Here is a 19,437-nt window from a genome sequence, read left to right as displayed (position 1 = left end):
TTTTTCTTTATGTGGTCAATTTGAGTGCGACATTAAGTACTTAGGTATAAATAATATAATATTTCAGTGCGAACCTTTTGCAATTTGAGAAATTATCCCGCATATTGTTGCCATAGGTTAAGTCACAAAAAATTTAGGAATAAATAACGTATGTATGTTCCAACAATTGAAAATGCTTTAGTTCCTGTTGTGGTTGAACAATCTTCTCGCGGCGAACGTTCTTTTGATATTTATTCACGACTTTTACGTGAGCGCGTCATTTTTTTAACAGGTGAAGTTGAAGATAACATGGCAAATCTAATTGTTGCCCAAATGTTGTTTTTAGAAGCTGAAAATCCTGATAAAGATATCCACCTTTATATCAACTCTCCAGGTGGATCTGTGACAGCGGGCATGGCTATTTATGACACGATGCAGTTTATTAAACCTGATGTCGTGACATATTGTATGGGCCAAGCTGCTTCAATGGGTGCATTCTTATTAAATGCTGGTGCTAAAGGCAAACGCTATTGTCTAGAAAATGCCCGTGTCATGATTCACCAACCATTAGGTGGTTTCCGCGGTCAAGCATCGGATATTGAAATTCATGCGCGTGAAATTCTATTTATTAAAGAACGTTTAAACCGCTTAATGGCAGAGCATAGTGGTCAAGACTACGAAACTGTTGCTCGTGATACTGACCGTGATAATTTTATGACAGCACAGTCTGCTAAAGAATATGGTTTGGTTGATCAGGTGTTAAGTAAGCGTCCATAAGGACCTTCTTATATAAATAACTTGAGATGTTGAAAAAGATCTCCATTTAGTTATTTATGCAGTGCATCTTGCCCTAATATTTAAGATTCTATTTGTGGAGTGAATATGTCCGAACATCCTCAAGGACAAAAACATTGTTCATTTTGCGGTAAAACGCAGTCTGAAGTCGGGAAACTGATTGCAGGTGAGGACGCATATATTTGTAATGAGTGTGTGGATGTCTGCTTAGACCTTGTACAAACCAGCCAACAGGTTGAAGCAGGGGACTGGGCGAGTAAGGCATTGCCAAAACCACATGAAATACGTGCTGCGCTTGATCAATATGTAATTGGTCAAGATCTTGCCAAAAAGACATTATCTGTTGCGGTTTATAACCATTATAAACGCCTAAAAGTTGGTCATAATGGCCATGTGTCTAAAGAAGTAGAAATTGCTAAAAGTAATATTCTATTAATTGGACCTACAGGTTCGGGTAAAACTTTACTTGCGCAAACATTGGCTCGCCTTTTAGACGTTCCATTTGCAATGGCAGATGCAACGACATTAACCGAAGCTGGTTATGTCGGCGAAGATGTTGAAAATATTGTACAAAAACTTTTGCAAAAAGCGGACTACGATGTAGAGAAAGCTCAGAAGGGCATTATCTATATTGACGAAATTGACAAGATTACTCGTAAATCTGAAAACCCGTCAATTACGCGTGATGTTTCTGGTGAAGGCGTACAGCAAGCATTGTTAAAAATGATTGAAGGTACAGTGGCTTCTATTCCTCCGCAAGGTGGACGTAAGCATCCGCAGCAAGAGTTTATTCAAATTGACACCTCGAATATCTTGTTTATTTGTGGTGGTGCATTTTCTGGTTTGGAAAAAATTGTACAGCAGCGTCAAGAGAAAGGCGGTATTGGTTTTACAGCTGATGTTAAAAACAAAGATGAAACCAAAAAACTTGCTGAATTGTTCCGTCAGGTTGAGCCAACCGACTTAGTGAAATTTGGTTTAATTCCAGAATTCATTGGTCGTTTACCAGTGATTGCGACACTTGAAGAGTTGGATGAAGAAGCATTAATGCAAATTTTGACTGAGCCAAAAAATGCATTAACTCGCCAGTATCAATATCTTTTCACTATGGAAAATGTTGATCTGATCTTTGAAGATTCTGCATTGCGTGCTATCGCGAAGAAAGCACTTGAACGCAATACGGGTGCGCGTGGTTTACGTTCTATTATGGAGAACGTGCTGCTTGAAACCATGTACGATTTACCAAGTCGTACTGATGTTGGAACAGTCATTATTAATGAAGCAGTCATTAATGGTGAAGCAGAACCTGTTTATAAAGCAGAGCGTCAACCTAAAGAAGCTGCAACGCATGAAAGTGTTGCTAAGGCAGATTTAAAGGTTATTGATTCGAAGTCTGCATAGATTTCATTCATCTAAAAAGCATGAATCGCGCGAGTGATTCATGCTTTTTTTGTTTTCAATTTATGTGCGTGGTGTTAATCTTAAAAATACAAAATACGCATAGTTTTGCGTTGTAAAAAATAAATCAAAAACAAAACGCTTTGAGGGATGCCATGCGTTATTTAATCGTATCTTTGTGCTGTGCCGGACTGTTTGTGGGCTGTCAAAGTTCATCTCATTTAGAAAAAAATACTGGTGAATTGACGGCAACCTTACCTAAAGTTGATGTTGAAAAAGAACCAGGTTTATTTGATCAATATCATGTGGGTGGTTTTGCTGTAGGTGGTTGGGTGAATCAAAAATTGGGTCAGACTTTTGTTCCAGTCAAACCACAAAATCAACAAGCTGCTGTTGTTTATCTTTACCGACCAGACACGAAATGGAATCGTCAGGAAATTGCAGCGATAAATCTCTTTGTGAATGGCAAGCGCATTCCGAGTCTATTGCATAATCATTATTACTGGATTGAATTGCCAGCAGGCACTTATCGTCTTTCTGCGAGCCGTCCTTTATTGGGTATTCATTTTCAAGAACCGAAATATATTGATATCACTGTTGAGGCGGGAACGTCTTATTATTTGAAATATGATGAAGAAAACAAAATGGACCGTGGTGAACACACTGGCCCATTTATGTTAATGCAAGATAATATTGGACGTAGAGAGATAGCATTTACTGAGCTTAAATCTTCTAGCTACAACTTTGTGGCTGAAGATGCTTCAGGAAAGATCCGTCATAAACCACAAGAATTAAAGCCAGCCAAATATGATGAAAAATCAGATGTACATCTGATTAAGCCATTTAAATTATGGAATCCGTTAACTTGGTAATAGCCTACAAAAGATAAAGAAAAGTTAAGACTTTTCTTTATCTTTCATGAGTGGGGCAAGAATTTTAAGCATCTCTTCTTGCATATGATCCCTTGCTTTAGGGTCATTAAAGGTCTGTTGACCCAACTCCATCATGTATTCTGAAATTTGCCCCATAATTTGCACGTTCTTGCGTGTAATTGATTGGCCTTCAGGAGTTTTTAAAAACTTCAAATTTGCTTGAACTTCCTCTTCAGTATAAGTCTTTAGGTAAATATCCTGTAAGGCTTGTGCAGTTTTAGGGTTGCTAATGAGCTGATTGCTCGAATCTTTCAAAAGTAAACCTAACTTTTTCGCGGCCTCTTTTTCTTTTGGACCTAAAGTTTTGATACCTGTGATATTACTAACGATCTGTTCTGCCTGTTGATCATAGTAAGGCGTTAATTCATTAATTGATTCTTTAAGTAGGTAATCAATTTGGCTCATTTGCATGAGTTCTTTGACTGAACTTAATTTGGCAGGAGAAGCAAATAAGCTTGTTGTAATACAGCTTAAGCAGAGACTGATTGAAAGATTTTTAAGAATAGGGCGAATAGTCATGAAATGACCTATATTCAATATATGGCGAGAGAGTGCATTTATTAATAGCACAGATTGAAGAAGTAATTGTTACAATTCTTTTCAGATTTTAAAATAAAAAAAGAATGCAAAAAAAAAAGCACCGAATTCGGTGCTTTTCTTGATTAGCCAGCTGCTGCATCGACTACTGGAATTTTTCCAATTTTCGCTTGCCAGATTTTTGGAGCTACTGCGTGAATTGAAGTGCCGTTTACATCAACTGCAACAGAAACAGGCATATCTTCAACGACGAATTTGTAGATTGCTTCCATACCTAAGTCTGCAAACGCAACCACTTCAGCTTCACGAACAGCTTTAGATACGAGGTAAGCCGCACCACCAACTGCCATTAAGTAAGTTGCTTTGTTGTCTTTGATTGCTTCAATTGCTGTAGGACCACGGTCAGCTTTACCGATCATACCGAATAGACCAGTATGTTCGAGTACTTTACGTGTGAATTTGTCCATACGTGTTGCAGTTGTAGGACCAGCAGGACCAACGACTTCATCACCTACTGGATCAACTGGGCCAACGTAGTAAATAAATTTACCTTTAAGATCAACCGGTAATTCTTCACCGTTGTCGATCATTTCAACCATACGTTTGTGCGCAGCATCACGACCTGTGTACATTGTTCCGCTAAGAAGTAATGTATCACCCGGTTTCCAAGAATCCATTTCTTCTTGAGTAATGGTATCAAGGTTTACGCGCTTAGATTGTGAAGAGTCCCAAGTTACTGAAGGGTAGTCTTCAAGTTTTGGTGCTTGAATATGAGCTACACCTGTACCATCAAGCTGGAAGTGAGCATGACGAGTAGCAGCACAGTTAGGAATCATACCAACTGGTTTACCAGCAGCGTGACATGGGTAGTCTTTGATTTTAATATCAAGAACAGTCGTTAAACCACCAAGACCTTGAGCACCAATACCAAGTGCGTTTACTTTTTCAAAGATTTCGATACGAAGTTCTTCAATTTTGTTCTCTGGTCCACGGCGAAGTAATTCGTCCATGTTGATTTCTTCCATGAGTGCTTCTTTAGCAAGCATCATGGCTTTTTCAGCAGTACCACCAATACCAATACCGAGCATACCTGGAGGACACCAGCCTGCACCCATTGTTGGAACAGTTTTAAGAACCCAGTCAACAATCGAGTCAGATGGGTTAAGCATTGCAAGTTTAGATTTGTTTTCTGAACCGCCACCTTTAGCAGCAACAGTAATATCTACTTTATTACCCGGAACGAGTTTGTAGTGAATTACAGCAGGGGTATTATCTTTTGTATTTTTGCGACCAAATGCTGGGTCAGCAAGTACAGATGCACGAAGAACGTTGCTGTTTTCAAGGTAACCTTGGCGAACACCTTCGTTTACCGCATCGTCTAAGCTCATTGTTAAATCAAATTTAACATCTAAGCCCACTTCAAGGAAAACGTTAACAATACCAGTATCTTGGCAAATTGGACGATGACCTTCCGCACACATGCGAGAGTTAATTAGAATCTGTGCAATTGCATCCTTTGCGGCTTTGTTTTCTTCGCGATCATAAGCACGGCTCATCGCTTGGATAAAGTCTTGCGGGTGATAGTACGAAATAAACTGTAGGGCGTCCTTGATCGATGTAATCAAGTCATCTTGTTTGATAATCGTTGTCATACCAGAAAATCTCTTGAGCGGGCTGTTAGCTAGCGGGCTAAATTATATGACAAAAAGACAGTGTTGTGGGAGATTGGTTGATCTTTTGACCGAAAGTCGCATAAGAAGATATTGAAGTGATTTAAAAGAGAGAAATCGGAAAATTATTTATTTTTGAATGACTAAAATAAAAAAAGCCATTTGAGCGGACATCAAATGGCGAGAGGTAGTAAAGGTGAATTATATTAATTATTTGGCAGCGGCTTGCTGTTCTGCCTGAATTGCGGTTAATGCAATGGTAAAGACGATGTCATCTACTAAGGCCCCACGAGACAAGTCATTAACAGGCTTGTTTAGACCTTGCAGCATTGGTCCAACGCTCACAACATTTGCAGCACGCTGTACTGCTTTGTAAGTGGTATTACCCGTATTTAAATCTGGGAAAATAAATACATTGGCACGGCCAGCAACGCGTGAGTCTGGTGCTTTTTGACGTCCCACACTTTCAACTGAAGCTGCATCGTATTGAAGTGGACCATCGATGAGTAAGTCAGGACGACGTTGTTGAGCAATTTGAGTTGCTTGCTGTACTTTTTCAACATCAGCACCCGTTCCAGAAGTACCGGTTGAGTAGCTGATCATGGCAATACGCGGGTCAATTCCAAAAGCTTTCGCTGAGTCAGCAGACTGAATTGCAATTTCAGCAAGTTGTTCTGCTGTCGGGTCTGGATTAATCGCACAGTCGCCATATACATAAACTTCATCTGGCAAAAGCATAAAGAATATTGATGAAACCAGTGAATAATCAGGGGCTGTTTTGATGAGCTGGAATGCTGGACGGACCGTATTCGCTGTGGTGTGTACCGCACCTGAAACTAAACCGTCGACTTGATCTAAAGCTAACATCATGGTGCCAAGCACAACGGTATCTTGAAGCTGTTCTTTCGCTTGAAGTTCGTTGAGTTTACCTTTACGTAGCTCAACCATTGGTGCAACGTATTGGTCACGAATACTATCAGGGTCAACAATTGCCAATTCAGCAGGTAATTCAATACCACGTGCTTTTGCAACATCTTGTACTACATCTGGTTTAGCCAGCAAAATACAGTCAGCAATACCACGTGCCTGACAAATTGCCGCAGCTTGAATGGTGCGTGGTTCATCACCTTCGGGTAGAACAATTCGTTTTTTCGCTGCAATTGATTTTTGCACCAGTTCGTGACGGAAAGCCGATGGCGACAGGCGAGGGGTAGCTGCATTGTTGCTGTGCTGTTTAAGCCATTCAACATCAATATGACTTGAAACAAATCGGGTCACTTGCTCAGCACGTTCAGTATCGTCAGTTGGAATTTCATTGCCAAAATTAGATAAACGCTGTGCAGTTTCAAGTGTGTTTAAACGGGTATGTAAAATCGGCAAGCCTTGTTTAATCGCACTTTGACAAAACTCTAAAAGTTCTGGTGCTGGCGCTTCTCGTTCTGTAAGTACCAAACCAGCCAAAGGAATACCATTACTAGTTGCTAAACTACTTGCGAGTAAAACGTCGGTACGCTCAGATGCACTAATAATCAATTCGCCTGCAATAAACTTATTCAGTTCATATTCAATGCTTGAAGCAATTAAACTCGAATGCAAAATACGACGTGTTTTCGCTTCACCTTGATGTACCCATTGTCCATCAATGACATTCGCAATATCGAGAGTTCTCGGTACGCTTAGCGTGTTACTAAATGGAACTAAACCAATGATTGGTAAATCGCTAGAGCCAAAATAACGATTATATTTTTGCAGTTCGGTCGTAAATTTTGCGATTTCTTCAGTTGGTCGTAACGATGGATCAAACGCAACAGGAATTTGAGCTGTTTCTTCGGTTAATCCACGGGTACGCATAAAGAGTACACCAGCAGTACGATTTGACGCTGCTCCACCGAACTGGCGTAAATGAGCATCTACTTTTTCTGCGGCTTTTTTCGGGTTTTGAATATCTGCTGTGCTGACCAATACGACTTCTGCATCAAGCGCTTGTGCAAGACTTGCGTTGAGCTCACTGGCGAAGTGGTCTTGTCCGTTAGGTAATAAGCCTTCCACAATAATGACATCGTGGTCTGCTGCAACGCTACGGTGGAGGCTGACAGCTTCTTCAAGTAATTCATCTACTTCCCCAGCGGCAATAAGCTGAGTTAATTTTTCATGCGAAATAGATTGAACGGTTTTACTTTGAAATAAGTGACCAAATAATGAAGTGGTTCGGTCAAGATGCTCTTGGTCTTCTTGAGAAAATGGTTTTAAAAAGCCAGCTTTAATCCCGTTGCAATCAAGTGCGTAAATCATGCCTAAACAAGCAGAGGTTAAGCCAACCCCTTCGCCTGTAGGAATCAATAAAATTGTATTCATATAAACCTATAAATAAACGAATATCGTATTTTCGCTGAGCTCTAATTAAGCAAGGCTTGCTACAGATGCAGCATTTTCTGCCGCTTCAACAACTTGACGAGTTTCTTTGGCAATACGACCTTCTTCATCTGTTGGAATGACCCAAATTTGTGGTCCTGTTCCATTGTCGATTCGGCCTTCAGTGCCACGTTTTAAGTTATTGTTTTGATCTTTATCAAGCTGCAAACCAAAATGAGGTAAATAAGCTAAGGTTTTTTCACGAATATAAGCCGAGTTTTCGCCAATACCACCCGTGAAGATTAAGCCGTCTAAAGTTGGTAAGCCACAGCTTAATGCAGCAAGTGATTTTGCAAGGCGATAGCTAAACACTTCAATTGCAAGACAAGCATCTTCATTACCATTTTCAGCAGCTTCAATCACTGTACGCATGTCATTAGACAGTTGAGATAAGCCTAGTAAGCCACTTTCATTATTTAAAACTTTATCAATTTTTGCTAAATCCCAACCGAGGTTTTTCGCAAGGAAGCTATGTAAGCTTGGGTCGACGTCGCCACTACGTGTTCCCATCACCACACCTTCAAGTGGAGTAAGGCCCATAGATGTGTCAACACTTTGTCCATTCCATACTGCGCAAGTTGAACTGCCGTTTCCTAGATGCGCTGTTAACCATCCACCTTTTTTCAGGTTGCCTGAGAGCTCACTTGCTTTATCAGATACATAGGCGTGGCTCGTACCATGGAAGCCATAACGGCGGACATTGTGGTCAGTATATAAAAACTTAGGAATTGCATAACGGTATGCATGCGGTGGCATGGTCTGATGGAATGCAGTATCAAATACGGCAACTTGAGGTAATTCAGGAAATAGGCGTACGGTTGCGTCAATACCAATTAAATGTGCTGGGTTATGAAGCGGAGCCAAAGGCGTTGCTGCACGAATACGTTCAATAATTTCAGGAGTGAGTAATTCTGCTTTGGTTAAACTACCACCGTGTACAACACGATGTCCGATGGCTTGCGGTTTGTAGTTGGCAAGACGTGCAAGTAAAGTTTCTAAAGCTTTGGCATGGTCAGCATAAGGAATTGAAAGTTCAAGTGGTTCACCACCAACTGTAACTCCCTTAATACGAGCGTCAGCTGCCCCCAAGTTTTCTGCTAAACCGTAAATACGGTCTTCACGACGCTCTGAAACCAGTGCGTATTTAATAGATGAAGAGCCGCAATTGATAACTAATACTGATATAGCCACGTTGAAATACCCAAGTCCTGATTTAAAATAGTTTTCCTAACTTCCTGTTCAAGATGTATTATTTTTTTCATACAGATTGAACGGGTTGTCATGTTTTAACATGTGTTGTTTTTCTGTCCAAGATAGACTTTAGCCCATTAGACTTAAGCACTATCGACCATCAAATTATTTGTAACTAATATTTGTCCAGTATAAAGCTTAACCACTGTATTCCTTGTTTTTTTATATGCTTAGAAACGAGTTTTTTGTATATATTTATGAAAAAATAAACCTGAATGAAGGATGAATTTTAAATGGTAGAAACCAAACCGTTATTGAATAAGTGAGCTGGTTCTTTAAGTTAAATTTTAAGCATATATTACAAATAATATACGTAATTGAAATTAAGTTTTGATGGTATTAAGGGCGTGAAAAAAGAACCTAATATGGATTTATAAGTACTAAAAATTAGAATGAAAAGCTCATCATTTATATATTGTTAAATATATTTTATTATGTTGATTTACAATAAATTTACCGTATTTTTGAGATTTGGTTTAGCTGTAAATATACCTAATTTTAAATAAGTTTTTTGTCTAAAAGATAAACTCGTTATGTCTTTAAAGCTTGTACTGAGGCCATTACAGCAGCATTGGCTGGGGTTGCATGTCGCTTTTTGCCTGAATAATATTGTTCATCCTTTTTTCAAATGATCATAAAAAATATATCATTTGGTCTATTTTTCTTTTCCGGCTTATCCGGTTGTACAGGAGCGTCCAGCATGGACTTGCCGAATCCAATATTGGCAAAAGTGACCGAGCGTGTAATCGCCCGTAGTCAAAAAACTCGTTCTGCATATTTACAACGTATTGAACATGCACAAGGCAAATTTCCTGCTCGTGGGGCACTTTCATGTGCCAATCTGGCTCATGGTTTTGCCAGCATGGATGACAATGAAAAATTAATTATTAAAGTAGGTCGTGAACCAAATATTGGCATTGTGTCGTCATATAACGAAATGTTGTCGGCTCATGCACCCTATAAAACATTTCCAGATTTAATTAAAACAGCCGCTCGTGAAAATGGTGGCGTGGCACAGTTTGCAGGTGGTGTTCCTGCGATGTGTGACGGTATTACCCAAGGTAATGCTGGTATGGAACTCTCATTGTTCTCTCGTGAAACGATTGCAATGAGCACAGCAATTGCACTTTCTCATAACATGTTTGACGCAGCTTTGTGTCTAGGTGTTTGCGACAAGATTGTACCAGGCTTACTCATTGGGGCTTTGCAGTTCGGCTATTTACCTACTATTTTTGTGCCAGCTGGCCCAATGACTAGTGGGCTATCTAACGATGAGAAAGCTAAAATTCGCCAGCAATTTGCAACGGGTCAAGTTGGTCGAGATGCTTTGCTAGAAGCTGAGTCAGCTGCTTATCACGGACAAGGGACTTGTACTTTTTACGGTACAGCCAACAGTAACCAGATGCTGATGGAAGTCATGGGCTTACATTTGCCAAGCGCTGCATTTGTTCATCCTCACACACCATTACGTGATGCACTTACCGCAGAAGCTGCGATTCGTGTACTTGATTTAACAGTTGAGCGTGGAAACTACACGCCGATTGGTCATGTTGTCGATGAAAAAGCAATTATAAACGGCATTGTGGCGTTACTCGCTACAGGTGGTTCAACCAACCATACTTTGCATTTGATTGCGATTGCTCGTGCCGCTGGCGTTTTGATTGACTGGGATGACTTCGATGAATTGTCGGCTGTTGTTCCATTGCTCGCAAAAATCTATCCAAATGGTAAGGCCGATGTAAACCATTTCCAAGCTGCGGGTGGGGTTGCTTTCCTTATTCGTAACTTACTTGAAGCTGGCTTGTTGCATAACGATGTAACGACAGTGGCTGGTAAAGGTTTGCAGCATTACACCAAAGAACCAAAACTGATTGATGGCAAGCTCACTTGGATTGATGGTGTTGTTCAAAGCCTTGATGACAAAGTTCTACGTAGCATTGATGCGCCGTTTCAACCAGATGGCGGCTTGCGTTTAATGCAAGGTCGACTTGGTCGTGGTGTTATCAAGATTTCTGCTGTTGCGCCAGAGCACCGTAAAGTTAAAGCTCCAGCAATCGTGTTTGATTCTCAAGAAGCAGTACAAGCAGCATTTGATCGTGGTGAGTTACACCGAGATTTTATTGCAGTCGTTCGTTTCCAAGGTGCGCGTGCTAACGGTATGCCTGAATTGCATCGCTTAACGCCTGTGTTGGGTGTTTTACAAGATCAAGGTTTCCACGTTGCATTAGTAACCGATGGTCGTATGTCTGGTGCTTCAGGCAAAGTTCCTGCGGTGATTCATTTATCTCCTGAGGCCTTATTAAATGGGCCGATTGCTAAAGTTCAAACAGGCGATATGTTGATTATTGATGCTGAGGCCGGCGTACTCGATGTCGAAATAGATGAACAGACTTGGCAGTCGCGTCCTGTTGCACAGCCAGAACATCAGGCAGAAAACGAAGTTGGTTTTGGCCGTGAATTATTTGGTGTTTTCCGTGCTGCTGCTGCGCCAGCTGAACATGGAGCATCTGTATTTGGTGCATTGGTTGGTGAAACTTCACCAGAGCAGATTTGAGTCAAAGGAACTGAAAAATAATGATTAAAATTGAAGATATCGTCAAATTAGGCCCAGTCATTCCTGTATTGGCATTTGATTCTGCTGAGCAAGGTGAAGATGTATCACGTGCGTTGCATGCAGGTGGTGTAAAAGTCCTTGAAATTACATTGCGTACCGCTGCAGGTCTTGCTGCTATTGAGCGTGCGAGCCAATTGGCGGATGACATTGTGGTAGGGGTGGGGACGATTACCAAGCCAGAACATTGTGCTCAAGCTAAAAAAGCAGGCGCTCAATTTGGTGTATCTCCTGGTTTGACTAAAGATCTGCATTTGGCTGCACAAGATGCTGGCTTACCTTTACTACCGGGTGTGATGACACCAAGTGATCTGATTCAGGCGATTGAGTTGGGTTATGAGATTGTGAAGTTCTTCCCAGCTCAACAGGCAGGTGGAGTTGAGATGCTAAAAGCATTTTATGGTCCATTTCCAAACTTACGTTTTTGCCCGACTGGCGGAATTACGGCAGAATCAGCGCCAGATTTCTTAAAGCAACCAAACGTAGTGTGTGTAGGTGGTTCATGGTTAACGCCTAAAGCTGCTGTAGCTGCACAAGATTGGGCTGAAATTACTCGCTTAGCGCAAATTGCGAGTCAGTTGAGAGCACTGTAAATGTAGTCAATATTTATAAAAAATGAAGTGCATTCTATGTGCTTTAAGGCTGTATTGAGGTGGCCAGTTTGTGCTGGTCACACCTAAATATAAAAATTTAGTGTCTTAACAGTAGGAATTACTGTGGTTGAAGACCTTTGTTTGGGCAGTGTGCCTAAATAGTATTATTCCAAGGAGAAGTATCACATGGAGACCGTTCAGGGTGGCATGTTGCTTATCTACACTGTAATCGCGATTATTGCATTGGTTGTCATGATCGCGAAGTTCAGAATTTATCCATTTCTTGTTCTTATTATTGTTTCACTCGGTTTGGCTTTAGCTGTTGGCATGCCAATGGGCGATATTGTTAAGTCATATGAAGCTGGTACTGGTAAAACCTTGGGCCACCTTGCGATTGTAATCGCACTGGGAACGATGCTCGGTAAAATGATGGCCGAGTCGGGTGGCGCTGAGCGAATAGCAATTACTTTAATTAAATGGTTTGGTGAGAAAAATATTCACTGGGCCATGATGTTTATTGCGCTGATTGTTGGTCTTCCCGTATTTTTCGAAGTCGGTTTCGTTCTACTCATTCCAATTGCGTTCAACATTGCTAAGCGGACTGGCAAATCTTTACTGGTTGTTGGCTTGCCAATGGTTGCTGGTTTATCGGTTGTGCATGGTTTAATTCCACCACATCCCGCGGCATTGTTGGCAGTACAAGCCTATCATGCTGATATTGGTAAAACGATTGCTTACAGCTTAATCGTCGGTGTGCCAACGGCTATTGTTGCTGGGCCATTGTATGCACTTTGGATTAATAAGTACGTCAAATTGCCTGAAAATAACCCGTTAGCAAAACAGTTTATTGAAGCAGATACAAATAGAACTCGTGATTTGCCAAGCTTTGGGATTACCTTATTTACGATTATGCTACCAGTAGTGTTGATGTTAATCGGAAGTTGGGCAGATCTTTTCTTTGCACCACAGACTTTCGCAAATGATTTACTACGTTTCATTGGTACTTCTGATATCGCATTGCTTATTGCTGTACTGGTCAGCTTTATTACTTTTGGTACGATGCAAGGCTTTAACCGTGAACAAATTGAAAAATTCTGCGGCGGATGTTTAGCTTCTATTGCTGGAATTATGTTGATTGTTGGTGCCGGTGGTGGTTTTGGTGGCATTTTACGTGACACAGGGATTTCTAATGAGATTGTCTCTACAGCGTTGAAAGCAAACCTGTCGCCGTTATTGTTGGGTTGGTTTGTTGCAGCATTAATTCGTTTGGCAACAGGTTCTGCAACGGTGGCTATGGCTACAGCGTGTAGCATTGTTGCTCCAATTGCAGCTACGGCTGGTGTCGCAGTTAGACCAGAACTTTTAGTGCTTGCGACGGGTTCAGGTTCATTGGTTTTCTCACATGTAAATGACGCAGGATTCTGGTTAATCAAAGAATATTTCGGTATGACAGTGGGACAGACGCTCAAGACTTGGTCGGTATTGGAAACGATCATTTCAGTGTTGGGTTTATCTTTTACGCTACTGCTTAGCACTATTTTATAATTAAAGGTGAGTAATCCATGATTGTGATTGCAATGGGTGTCTGTGGAACAGGTAAAACCCTGATTGGTGAATTATTATCAGAGCGTTTGGCTTGTGAATTTCTCGACGGTGATACGCTTCATTCGGCTGCAAATAAAAGTAAGATGAGCCAAGGGATTCCTTTAACTGATGATGATCGTCTGCCATGGTTACAGGCGATTCGTCAGGTGATTGAAACCAAACAAAGAGATGGTGAAACAGCTGTATTTACATGCTCATCTTTAAAACGCATGTATCGCGATATTTTAAGAGGGCAAGATCAGAATGTTAAGTTCGTCTACCTCAAAGGCTCTTATGAGTTATTGCAGCAAAGACTTGCGGCAAGATCAGGTCATTTCTTTGATCCATCATTGCTACAAACCCAGCTTGATACATTAGAAGAACCAGATCTTCATGAAGCAATAACGATTGATATTGCTTTGACGCCTGAACAAATTGTTGCGCAAGTCATGCAACAACTTGGTGTAGTTAGTGATGTCTGCCAAGAATAATCATAGAAAAGTTTAAATGATAAAAAAAACGCCTGATATTGATCAGGCGTTTTTTTTTGAAGTGTTAAATCTGTTATTGGCGAATTTGACCGTCACCTAATACAATCCATTTTTGAGAAGTTAAGCCTTCTAAACCAACTGGACCGCGGGCATGAATTTTATCTGTAGAAATACCAATTTCTGCGCCTAAGCCATATTCAAAACCATCAGCAAAACGAGTTGATGCATTGATTACAACTGAGCTTGAATCTACGCGAGCCAAGAACTGACGAGCCAAAGTGTAGTTTTCAGTCACAATTGCATCGGTGTGATGTGAACCATATTTGTTGATATGGTCAATTGCTTCATCAATACCGCTAACCACTTTAACAGCAAGAATTGGCCCTAGATATTCGGTATACCAATCTTCTTCTGTCGCTGGTTTTACAGAAGCACCTAAAATACGGCGTGTTTCTGGACAGCCGCGAAGTTCAACTTGTTTTTCAGCATAAAGTTCAGCAATGCGTGGTAGGAAAACTTCTGCAATTTTTTCATCAACAAGCAGAGTTTCCATCGCATTACAAACGCCATAACGATGTGTTTTGGCATTTAATGTAATCGGTAATGCTTTTTGCAAGTCTGCCTGTGCTTCAACGAATACATGGCAGTTACCATCAAGATGCTTAATGACCGGAATACGCGCTTCGTTGGTGACACGTTCAATTAAGCTTTTGCCACCACGTGGAACGATTACATCTACATATTCAGCCATGGTAATAAGATGACCAACAGCCGCACGGTCAGAAGTGTTAATCACTTGTACTGAATCTTCAGGTAAGCCAGCAACTTTTAAGCCATGCTTAATCGCTTCAGCAATTGCTTTATTTGATTCGAGTGCTTCTGAACCACCACGTAAAATAATGGCGTTGCCCGATTTAATCGCTAAAGATGCAGCTTCAAGGGTGACGTTTGGACGTGATTCGTAAATCATCCCAACAACACCTAAAGGCACACGCATTTTTCCAATTTGAATGCCTGTGGGGCGATATGCAAGATCCGTAATTTCCCCAATTGGATCGACAAGTGCAATCACATCTTTTAGACCTTGCAACATTCCTTTAAAACGTGCGGGCGTAAGTTCAAGACGATCAAGCAATGCGCTGTCGAGCTGATTGCTACGACCTTTATCCATGTCGATTTGATTCGCTGCCAAAATTGCTGCCTGATTATTTTCTAAAGCAGTATAAATAGCAGAGAGTGCATGGTTTTTTAGTGAGGTTGAAGCACTTGTAAGGACACGAGAGGCCTGACGTGCTTGTTGCCCAACTGTTTGCATATATTGTTCAATTGAATCTTGCATAGCATTTTTTAATCATTTACCAATGAGTAAGATAGTAGCAGTCAAATGCGGAACAATGAATGGCTTTTTTTGAAAAATGTGACCGCCATAAAAAAACATTTAAATATTTTGCAAACTATTAGCGACTTAAACAAGATGAGCGGTCATTTGAGCGATTGCGTATATTTCACACAATTGTTTAGAATGTTATTGTGCAATACAAACTAATACAAATTTTAAAGTTTTGTGCATAAAAGATTACGTGTTCAAGAAGGAACTCTTGCAGCATAAAAAAATTACAGCAAGGAGGAAGCAAGGATATGAATTCCATTATTCAAATGGATTCGGAGATCAACCAAGCTTATGCCGGTTTTGGCTTTTTCGATATCTACCATAGAGATAGTTTTAAACAACCTGCTCGTACCACATGGATTGACGGCTGGAAAATTGAATATATGGCGATTGCCGACCCAAAAACGATTCACAATACGCCAATTGTGATTGTGGGCGGAGCTTTCCAGAATTTTAATTCTTATAAATATTGTGTTGAACAATTGTTTGAAAGTGGTCCGGTCATATTAATTGATTTACCTTCTATGGGCGCAAATCAGCAAATTACCAATCGGGACACCGGGGTATCAGCGGGTACTTTAGAGCTACCTGATTTGTCTAAAATGTTGGGGCGCTGGTTAGATATTGTTGGACTACAAAAAGTTTCTGTGATGGGAATGTCTTTGGGGTCAGTAATCGCCTCTTGTTTTGCTTATTATCGTCCAGAATTAATGGATCGCATGATTTTGATGGGGGTTATGCAAAAGACCCGAAAAAGTTGGCGAATGATTTTGGAAGAGTCGCTTAAGCTCATGCAAGAAAACCGCATGGAAGAGTTTGGGCAAGCTGTAATTTTATATTTAGTTAATCATGCAAAATTAGATAAAACCCGCATGTCGCCAACAGCCAAAAAATTATTTTTTAGGCAAATGGCTGAGTTTACGGGTACAGAGCGAGAACGTTATGAAATTAACTGTAATCGTCTTTTACGTTTAACTGATGTACCCATTCCAGAGTGTAAAACGCTGGTTGCAGCAGGGCAGTACGATAGTTTTACTCTGCCTCATGAAAATGCGAACTTTGCTTTGCAATGCCCAGATATGGAATTTGCCCTTATTGCAAATGCGGACCATGTGCCACAGTTGCAGCGTCGTAAAGAAACCATGTGTTTGTTCACTTCATTTTTAAAAGGTGAATCTATCCAAAATTTGGATGGCATTATTCCTATGACACGTGAACAAATGCAAAAGATGGAGCGCCGTGGGGAAGAGCGAGTTCGGGTTTTGCAGCCAAAAACCCAACTTACTCACCGAGAGTCTGATGTAGAGGTACCTGTAACGATTGTTGATGTCACTTTCTTTGGTATGTATTTAAAAATGGATGATGTTTCACAGCTTGATTTTGTGAATGACCATCCACGTGATTTAGCACTACATTTAAAAGATGAAGAAGGTAGCTTTGCAATTGAGTGCTTAATTTTTGAAAGTACAGAGCAGGGTATTCGAGCTTTATTTAAACATGGTAGTTTCGAACTTGCTGATCGTTTAAGCCGTTTTATTGCTCGTCAAAAACAAGCAGTTTAATAATATAGTTAGAGATGGAAGCTCGTTTATTTCGAGCTTCCATTTTTCATATGAGTTATTTTGTTTGGGCGTGAATGGTCCAAACTAAGTCGCCTAAATGTTCTTCACCTCTTTCTTTAGAAACTTGTCCAAAGAATATTTGTGGTTGTTCCACGCTAACTTGATTGAACTCTGTATCTTTAAAAAAGTCTTCAACTTCTTTGGGATTTTTGAAGTGAAAACTAAACGAGCTTCGAGACATTAATTTCAATAATTTACTGCTATTCCAGATAATACTGGCAAGTTTGTTTTTTACTGGTTCAGGGTAGAGATCCGTTAAATAATGGAACTTTTTAAAAGAAGTGCCATAGTGAGCAATTGATTGAATCAGCTGTTTTAATAAATTTTTATCAAAATAATTAATTAAACCTTCACTAATCACAACCAATGGGCGGTTCGGGTCAAATACTTCAAATGCTTGTGCAAAAGCTTCGGTAAATAAATCAACTGATAAAACTTCAGGTGCATTTTTTTCAATTTGTTGTAACGCATTTTGTTTGGTTTGTGCCATATCGGGTAAATCAAGCTCCCGATAGGTAATCGAAGGGTAATGCTGTCTAAACCACCAGCCACGTGGAGACAGGCCACATGCTATTTCTAGAACTTGTAAATCAGGACTTTCTTGAATGAGTTGTTCTAAGTGATGATCAAGCATGGTGTGGCGTTGTTTGAGCGTCGTGCGCATGCTACCGCCGACATATTTCTCTGCCCAAGACTCTATCGGATGAACCAAATATGCTAATGATTTGCCTTTGGCTGTAGCAAGTGCTTCATGAGAAATCCCCATTTGATACCAGATATAGCCTGTATAGTGGGCTGTAAATGAGATGTGGCGGTGTTTTGAAAGGTGTTGTGTCATTCGTCCTGAGCTCGATTTATTGTTTTTGTGTGATCTTCATTGCCTAAGCACTATAAGATCTTGAATTGAAATTACGTCATTTAAGTTGATTAATACATCACGGCGGAGTTTTGCTATTTTAAATGTTTCATATCGGGATTAACCTTCGGTTTTGCCTACTTTTGTTTTGGCAAAAGTAGGCAAAACCATTGTCATCTGCAAAACCTGTTAGATGTATCCATCTGTCTTATATATTGCAAATACAATACTTATTAAGAACTACGCAGGTTGCAGATGACGCTTCTACGTATTCATAACTTAAATCGAATTTTTAAACTCTTCAATGGCTGTTTTGACAGCTTGCCACTCGTCGCCAAGCGATAAGGTTTCACCAATCTGAATTTGTGGAATTTGACCACGCATGCGTTCTAAACGTTCTTGATTTGGTAGCTCTAAGTTTGCAATACCTTCAAGTGCTGTACATGCCGCACTACGGTCATTGCACACCAGCCCCATATCACAACCCGCGGTTAAAGCAGCTTGAATACGTGCATCAGCACCACCTGCTACACATGCGGCTTGCATGCTTAAGTCATCAGAGAAAAGTACACCATTAAACTTCAAACGGTTGCGTAGAACTTCTTGAATCCAGAACGGTGAAAAACCTGCTGGATTTGGATCAATCTGATCATAAATCACATGTGCAGGCATGAGTGCATCAAGCTGTGGCATGAGCTTAATAAAGCTTTGCATGTCATGGTTGTAAATTTCGTCATAGCTGCGGCTGTCGATTGCAGCTGCAACATGAGAGTCGGCTTTTACGGAACCGTGACCCGGAAAGTGTTTGCCCGTGTTTGCCATTCCAGCTTTTTTCATGCCTTGCATAAACGCGCCAGCAAGTGGTGCGATATCCTCAATATTTTTAGAGAAACCACGGTCACCGATCACATCGCTAATTGCATTGAGGTCTAAAACGGGTGCAAAACTAAAATCGATACCTACAGCCAAGACTTCGGTTGCCATTAACCAACCGCACTGTTCAGCCAGTTCAAGTGCTTTTTGAGGTTGAGTGATATAGAGTTCACCAAAACGTCCCATGGCCGGTAATAAGGTAAAACCTGATCTTAGGCGCTGAACTCGGCCACCTTCTTGGTCGACAGCAATTAAAATATCTGGACGAATTTGACGCATATGGTCCGTTAAGGCACGGACTTGTTGTGGAGATTCAATATTTCGTGCAAATAAAATCATGCCACCGACTTGCGGAGCGCGTAATAGTTCAATATCTTCTTGAGTAAGTTCTGTGCCGGCGATGTCCAGCATCAATGCGCCAATCATATTGGTTCCATTTGAAT

Annotated in this window: 15 protein-coding genes and 1 pseudogene; 8 read left to right on the top strand and 8 right to left on the bottom strand. The window is 40.6% G+C overall.

All coding sequences use genetic code 11. The features are described from left to right. Nucleotides 1-150 precede the first annotated feature (150 nt). From clpP to AC1PJP_RS11805, 3 genes are all read left to right on the top strand, one after another. On the top strand, nt 151-756 hold the full coding sequence (gene clpP, locus AC1PJP_RS11815; RefSeq protein WP_003654845.1) for an ATP-dependent Clp endopeptidase proteolytic subunit ClpP: 606 nt from the start codon (nt 151-153) through the stop codon (nt 754-756). A gap of 105 nt (nt 757-861) precedes the next feature. Next, the gene (gene clpX / locus AC1PJP_RS11810; protein WP_005302193.1) at nt 862-2,175 is read left to right on the top strand and encodes an ATP-dependent Clp protease ATP-binding subunit ClpX; all 1,314 of its coding nucleotides are present in this window, start codon (nt 862-864) and stop codon (nt 2,173-2,175) included. 152 nt (nt 2,176-2,327) lie between these two features. Then, nucleotides 2,328-3,044 carry a DUF2846 domain-containing protein gene (locus tag AC1PJP_RS11805; protein ID WP_005302195.1) on the top strand — a complete coding sequence of 239 codons (717 nt, stop codon included), beginning with the start codon at nt 2,328-2,330 and terminating at the stop codon, nt 3,042-3,044. A gap of 24 nt (nt 3,045-3,068) precedes the next feature. On the opposite strand, the gene AC1PJP_RS11800 is transcribed toward AC1PJP_RS11805, so the two are convergent. The 5 genes and pseudogenes from AC1PJP_RS11800 to AC1PJP_RS11780 form a co-directional block, all read right to left on the bottom strand. Then, the gene (locus AC1PJP_RS11800) at nt 3,069-3,623 is read right to left on the bottom strand and encodes a DUF2059 domain-containing protein (protein ID WP_151828188.1); all 555 of its coding nucleotides are present in this window, start codon (nt 3,621-3,623) and stop codon (nt 3,069-3,071) included. A 143-nt stretch (nt 3,624-3,766) separates the two neighbouring features. Then, the gene (locus AC1PJP_RS11795; protein WP_002115045.1) at nt 3,767-5,293 is read right to left on the bottom strand and encodes a fumarate hydratase; all 1,527 of its coding nucleotides are present in this window, start codon (nt 5,291-5,293) and stop codon (nt 3,767-3,769) included. 228 nt (nt 5,294-5,521) lie between these two features. Beyond that, complete coding sequence (gene pta, locus AC1PJP_RS11790) at nt 5,522-7,666, bottom strand: phosphate acetyltransferase (protein WP_005302202.1); 2,145 nt, start codon at nt 7,664-7,666, stop codon at nt 5,522-5,524. 45 nt (nt 7,667-7,711) lie between these two features. Then, nucleotides 7,712-8,914 (bottom strand): acetate/propionate family kinase, encoded by a 1,203-nt coding sequence (locus AC1PJP_RS11785; protein ID WP_151768600.1) that lies wholly within the window; start codon nt 8,912-8,914, stop codon nt 7,712-7,714. Continuing rightward, nucleotides 8,896-9,016, bottom strand: a pseudogene (locus AC1PJP_RS11780) (hypothetical protein). The gene AC1PJP_RS11785 and the pseudogene AC1PJP_RS11780 overlap by 19 nt, the downstream one beginning before the upstream one ends. Before the next feature lie 658 nt (nt 9,017-9,674). Between AC1PJP_RS11780 and edd the strand changes: the two are divergent. From edd to AC1PJP_RS11760, 4 genes are all read left to right on the top strand, one after another. Next, nucleotides 9,675-11,528, top strand: coding sequence for a phosphogluconate dehydratase (gene edd / locus AC1PJP_RS11775; RefSeq protein ID WP_199943607.1), 1,854 nt, complete (start codon nt 9,675-9,677; stop codon nt 11,526-11,528). A gap of 20 nt (nt 11,529-11,548) precedes the next feature. After that, nucleotides 11,549-12,178: a bifunctional 4-hydroxy-2-oxoglutarate aldolase/2-dehydro-3-deoxy-phosphogluconate aldolase gene (gene eda, locus AC1PJP_RS11770; RefSeq protein ID WP_005302210.1), complete on the top strand. Its 630-nt coding sequence runs from the start codon at nt 11,549-11,551 to the stop codon at nt 12,176-12,178. Nucleotides 12,179-12,364: 186 nt separating this feature from the next. Further along, nucleotides 12,365-13,723: a GntT/GntP/DsdX family permease gene (locus AC1PJP_RS11765; RefSeq protein ID WP_151988847.1), complete on the top strand. Its 1,359-nt coding sequence runs from the start codon at nt 12,365-12,367 to the stop codon at nt 13,721-13,723. Between the two features lie 17 nt (nt 13,724-13,740). Continuing rightward, on the top strand, nt 13,741-14,253 hold the full coding sequence (locus AC1PJP_RS11760) for a gluconokinase (RefSeq protein ID WP_191900506.1): 513 nt from the start codon (nt 13,741-13,743) through the stop codon (nt 14,251-14,253). A gap of 73 nt (nt 14,254-14,326) precedes the next feature. Here AC1PJP_RS11760 and AC1PJP_RS11755 read toward each other — a convergent pair whose 3' ends face one another. Next, the gene (locus AC1PJP_RS11755; protein ID WP_322005745.1) at nt 14,327-15,592 is read right to left on the bottom strand and encodes a glutamate-5-semialdehyde dehydrogenase; all 1,266 of its coding nucleotides are present in this window, start codon (nt 15,590-15,592) and stop codon (nt 14,327-14,329) included. Nucleotides 15,593-15,891: 299 nt separating this feature from the next. On the opposite strand from AC1PJP_RS11755, the gene AC1PJP_RS11750 reads away from it, so the two are divergent. Continuing rightward, nucleotides 15,892-17,205, top strand: a complete 1,314-nt coding sequence (locus AC1PJP_RS11750; protein ID WP_479767016.1) for an alpha/beta fold hydrolase — start codon at nt 15,892-15,894, stop codon at nt 17,203-17,205. 55 nt (nt 17,206-17,260) lie between these two features. On the opposite strand, the gene AC1PJP_RS11745 is transcribed toward AC1PJP_RS11750, so the two are convergent. Both AC1PJP_RS11745 and nagZ read right to left on the bottom strand, forming a co-directional pair. Continuing rightward, complete coding sequence (locus AC1PJP_RS11745; RefSeq protein ID WP_479767015.1) at nt 17,261-18,103, bottom strand: class I SAM-dependent methyltransferase; 843 nt, start codon at nt 18,101-18,103, stop codon at nt 17,261-17,263. Between the two features lie 297 nt (nt 18,104-18,400). Then, entirely contained in the window at nt 18,401-19,420 is a 1,020-nt protein-coding gene (gene nagZ / locus AC1PJP_RS11740; protein WP_199943615.1) for a beta-N-acetylhexosaminidase, read from the bottom strand. Nucleotides 19,421-19,437 lie beyond the last annotated feature (17 nt).

This window comes from Acinetobacter sp. V116_7 (assembly GCF_056735735.1).
Note: the sequence above shows the minus strand (reverse complement) of the source record. Positions and strands in the feature narration are given on the sequence as shown.

Excerpts from the sequence above, each read along its gene's own strand:
- nagZ (WP_199943615.1), bottom strand. The coding sequence starts at position 19,420 with ATGATTGGCGCATTGATGCTGGACATCGCCGGCACAGAACTTACTCAA.
- AC1PJP_RS11760 (WP_191900506.1), top strand. The coding sequence starts at position 13,741 with ATGATTGTGATTGCAATGGGTGTCTGTGGAACAGGTAAAACCCTGATT.
- edd (WP_199943607.1), top strand. The coding sequence starts at position 9,675 with ATGGACTTGCCGAATCCAATATTGGCAAAAGTGACCGAGCGTGTAATC.
- eda (WP_005302210.1), top strand. The coding sequence starts at position 11,549 with ATGATTAAAATTGAAGATATCGTCAAATTAGGCCCAGTCATTCCTGTA.
- AC1PJP_RS11755 (WP_322005745.1), bottom strand. The coding sequence starts at position 15,592 with ATGCAAGATTCAATTGAACAATATATGCAAACAGTTGGGCAACAAGCA.
- AC1PJP_RS11800 (WP_151828188.1), bottom strand. The coding sequence starts at position 3,623 with ATGACTATTCGCCCTATTCTTAAAAATCTTTCAATCAGTCTCTGCTTA.
- clpX (WP_005302193.1), top strand. The coding sequence starts at position 862 with ATGTCCGAACATCCTCAAGGACAAAAACATTGTTCATTTTGCGGTAAA.
- AC1PJP_RS11795 (WP_002115045.1), bottom strand. The coding sequence starts at position 5,293 with ATGACAACGATTATCAAACAAGATGACTTGATTACATCGATCAAGGAC.
- AC1PJP_RS11805 (WP_005302195.1), top strand. The coding sequence starts at position 2,328 with ATGCGTTATTTAATCGTATCTTTGTGCTGTGCCGGACTGTTTGTGGGC.
- AC1PJP_RS11750 (WP_479767016.1), top strand. The coding sequence starts at position 15,892 with ATGAATTCCATTATTCAAATGGATTCGGAGATCAACCAAGCTTATGCC.
- clpP (WP_003654845.1), top strand. The coding sequence starts at position 151 with ATGTATGTTCCAACAATTGAAAATGCTTTAGTTCCTGTTGTGGTTGAA.
- AC1PJP_RS11765 (WP_151988847.1), top strand. The coding sequence starts at position 12,365 with ATGGAGACCGTTCAGGGTGGCATGTTGCTTATCTACACTGTAATCGCG.
- pta (WP_005302202.1), bottom strand. The coding sequence starts at position 7,666 with ATGAATACAATTTTATTGATTCCTACAGGCGAAGGGGTTGGCTTAACC.
- AC1PJP_RS11745 (WP_479767015.1), bottom strand. The coding sequence starts at position 18,103 with ATGACACAACACCTTTCAAAACACCGCCACATCTCATTTACAGCCCAC.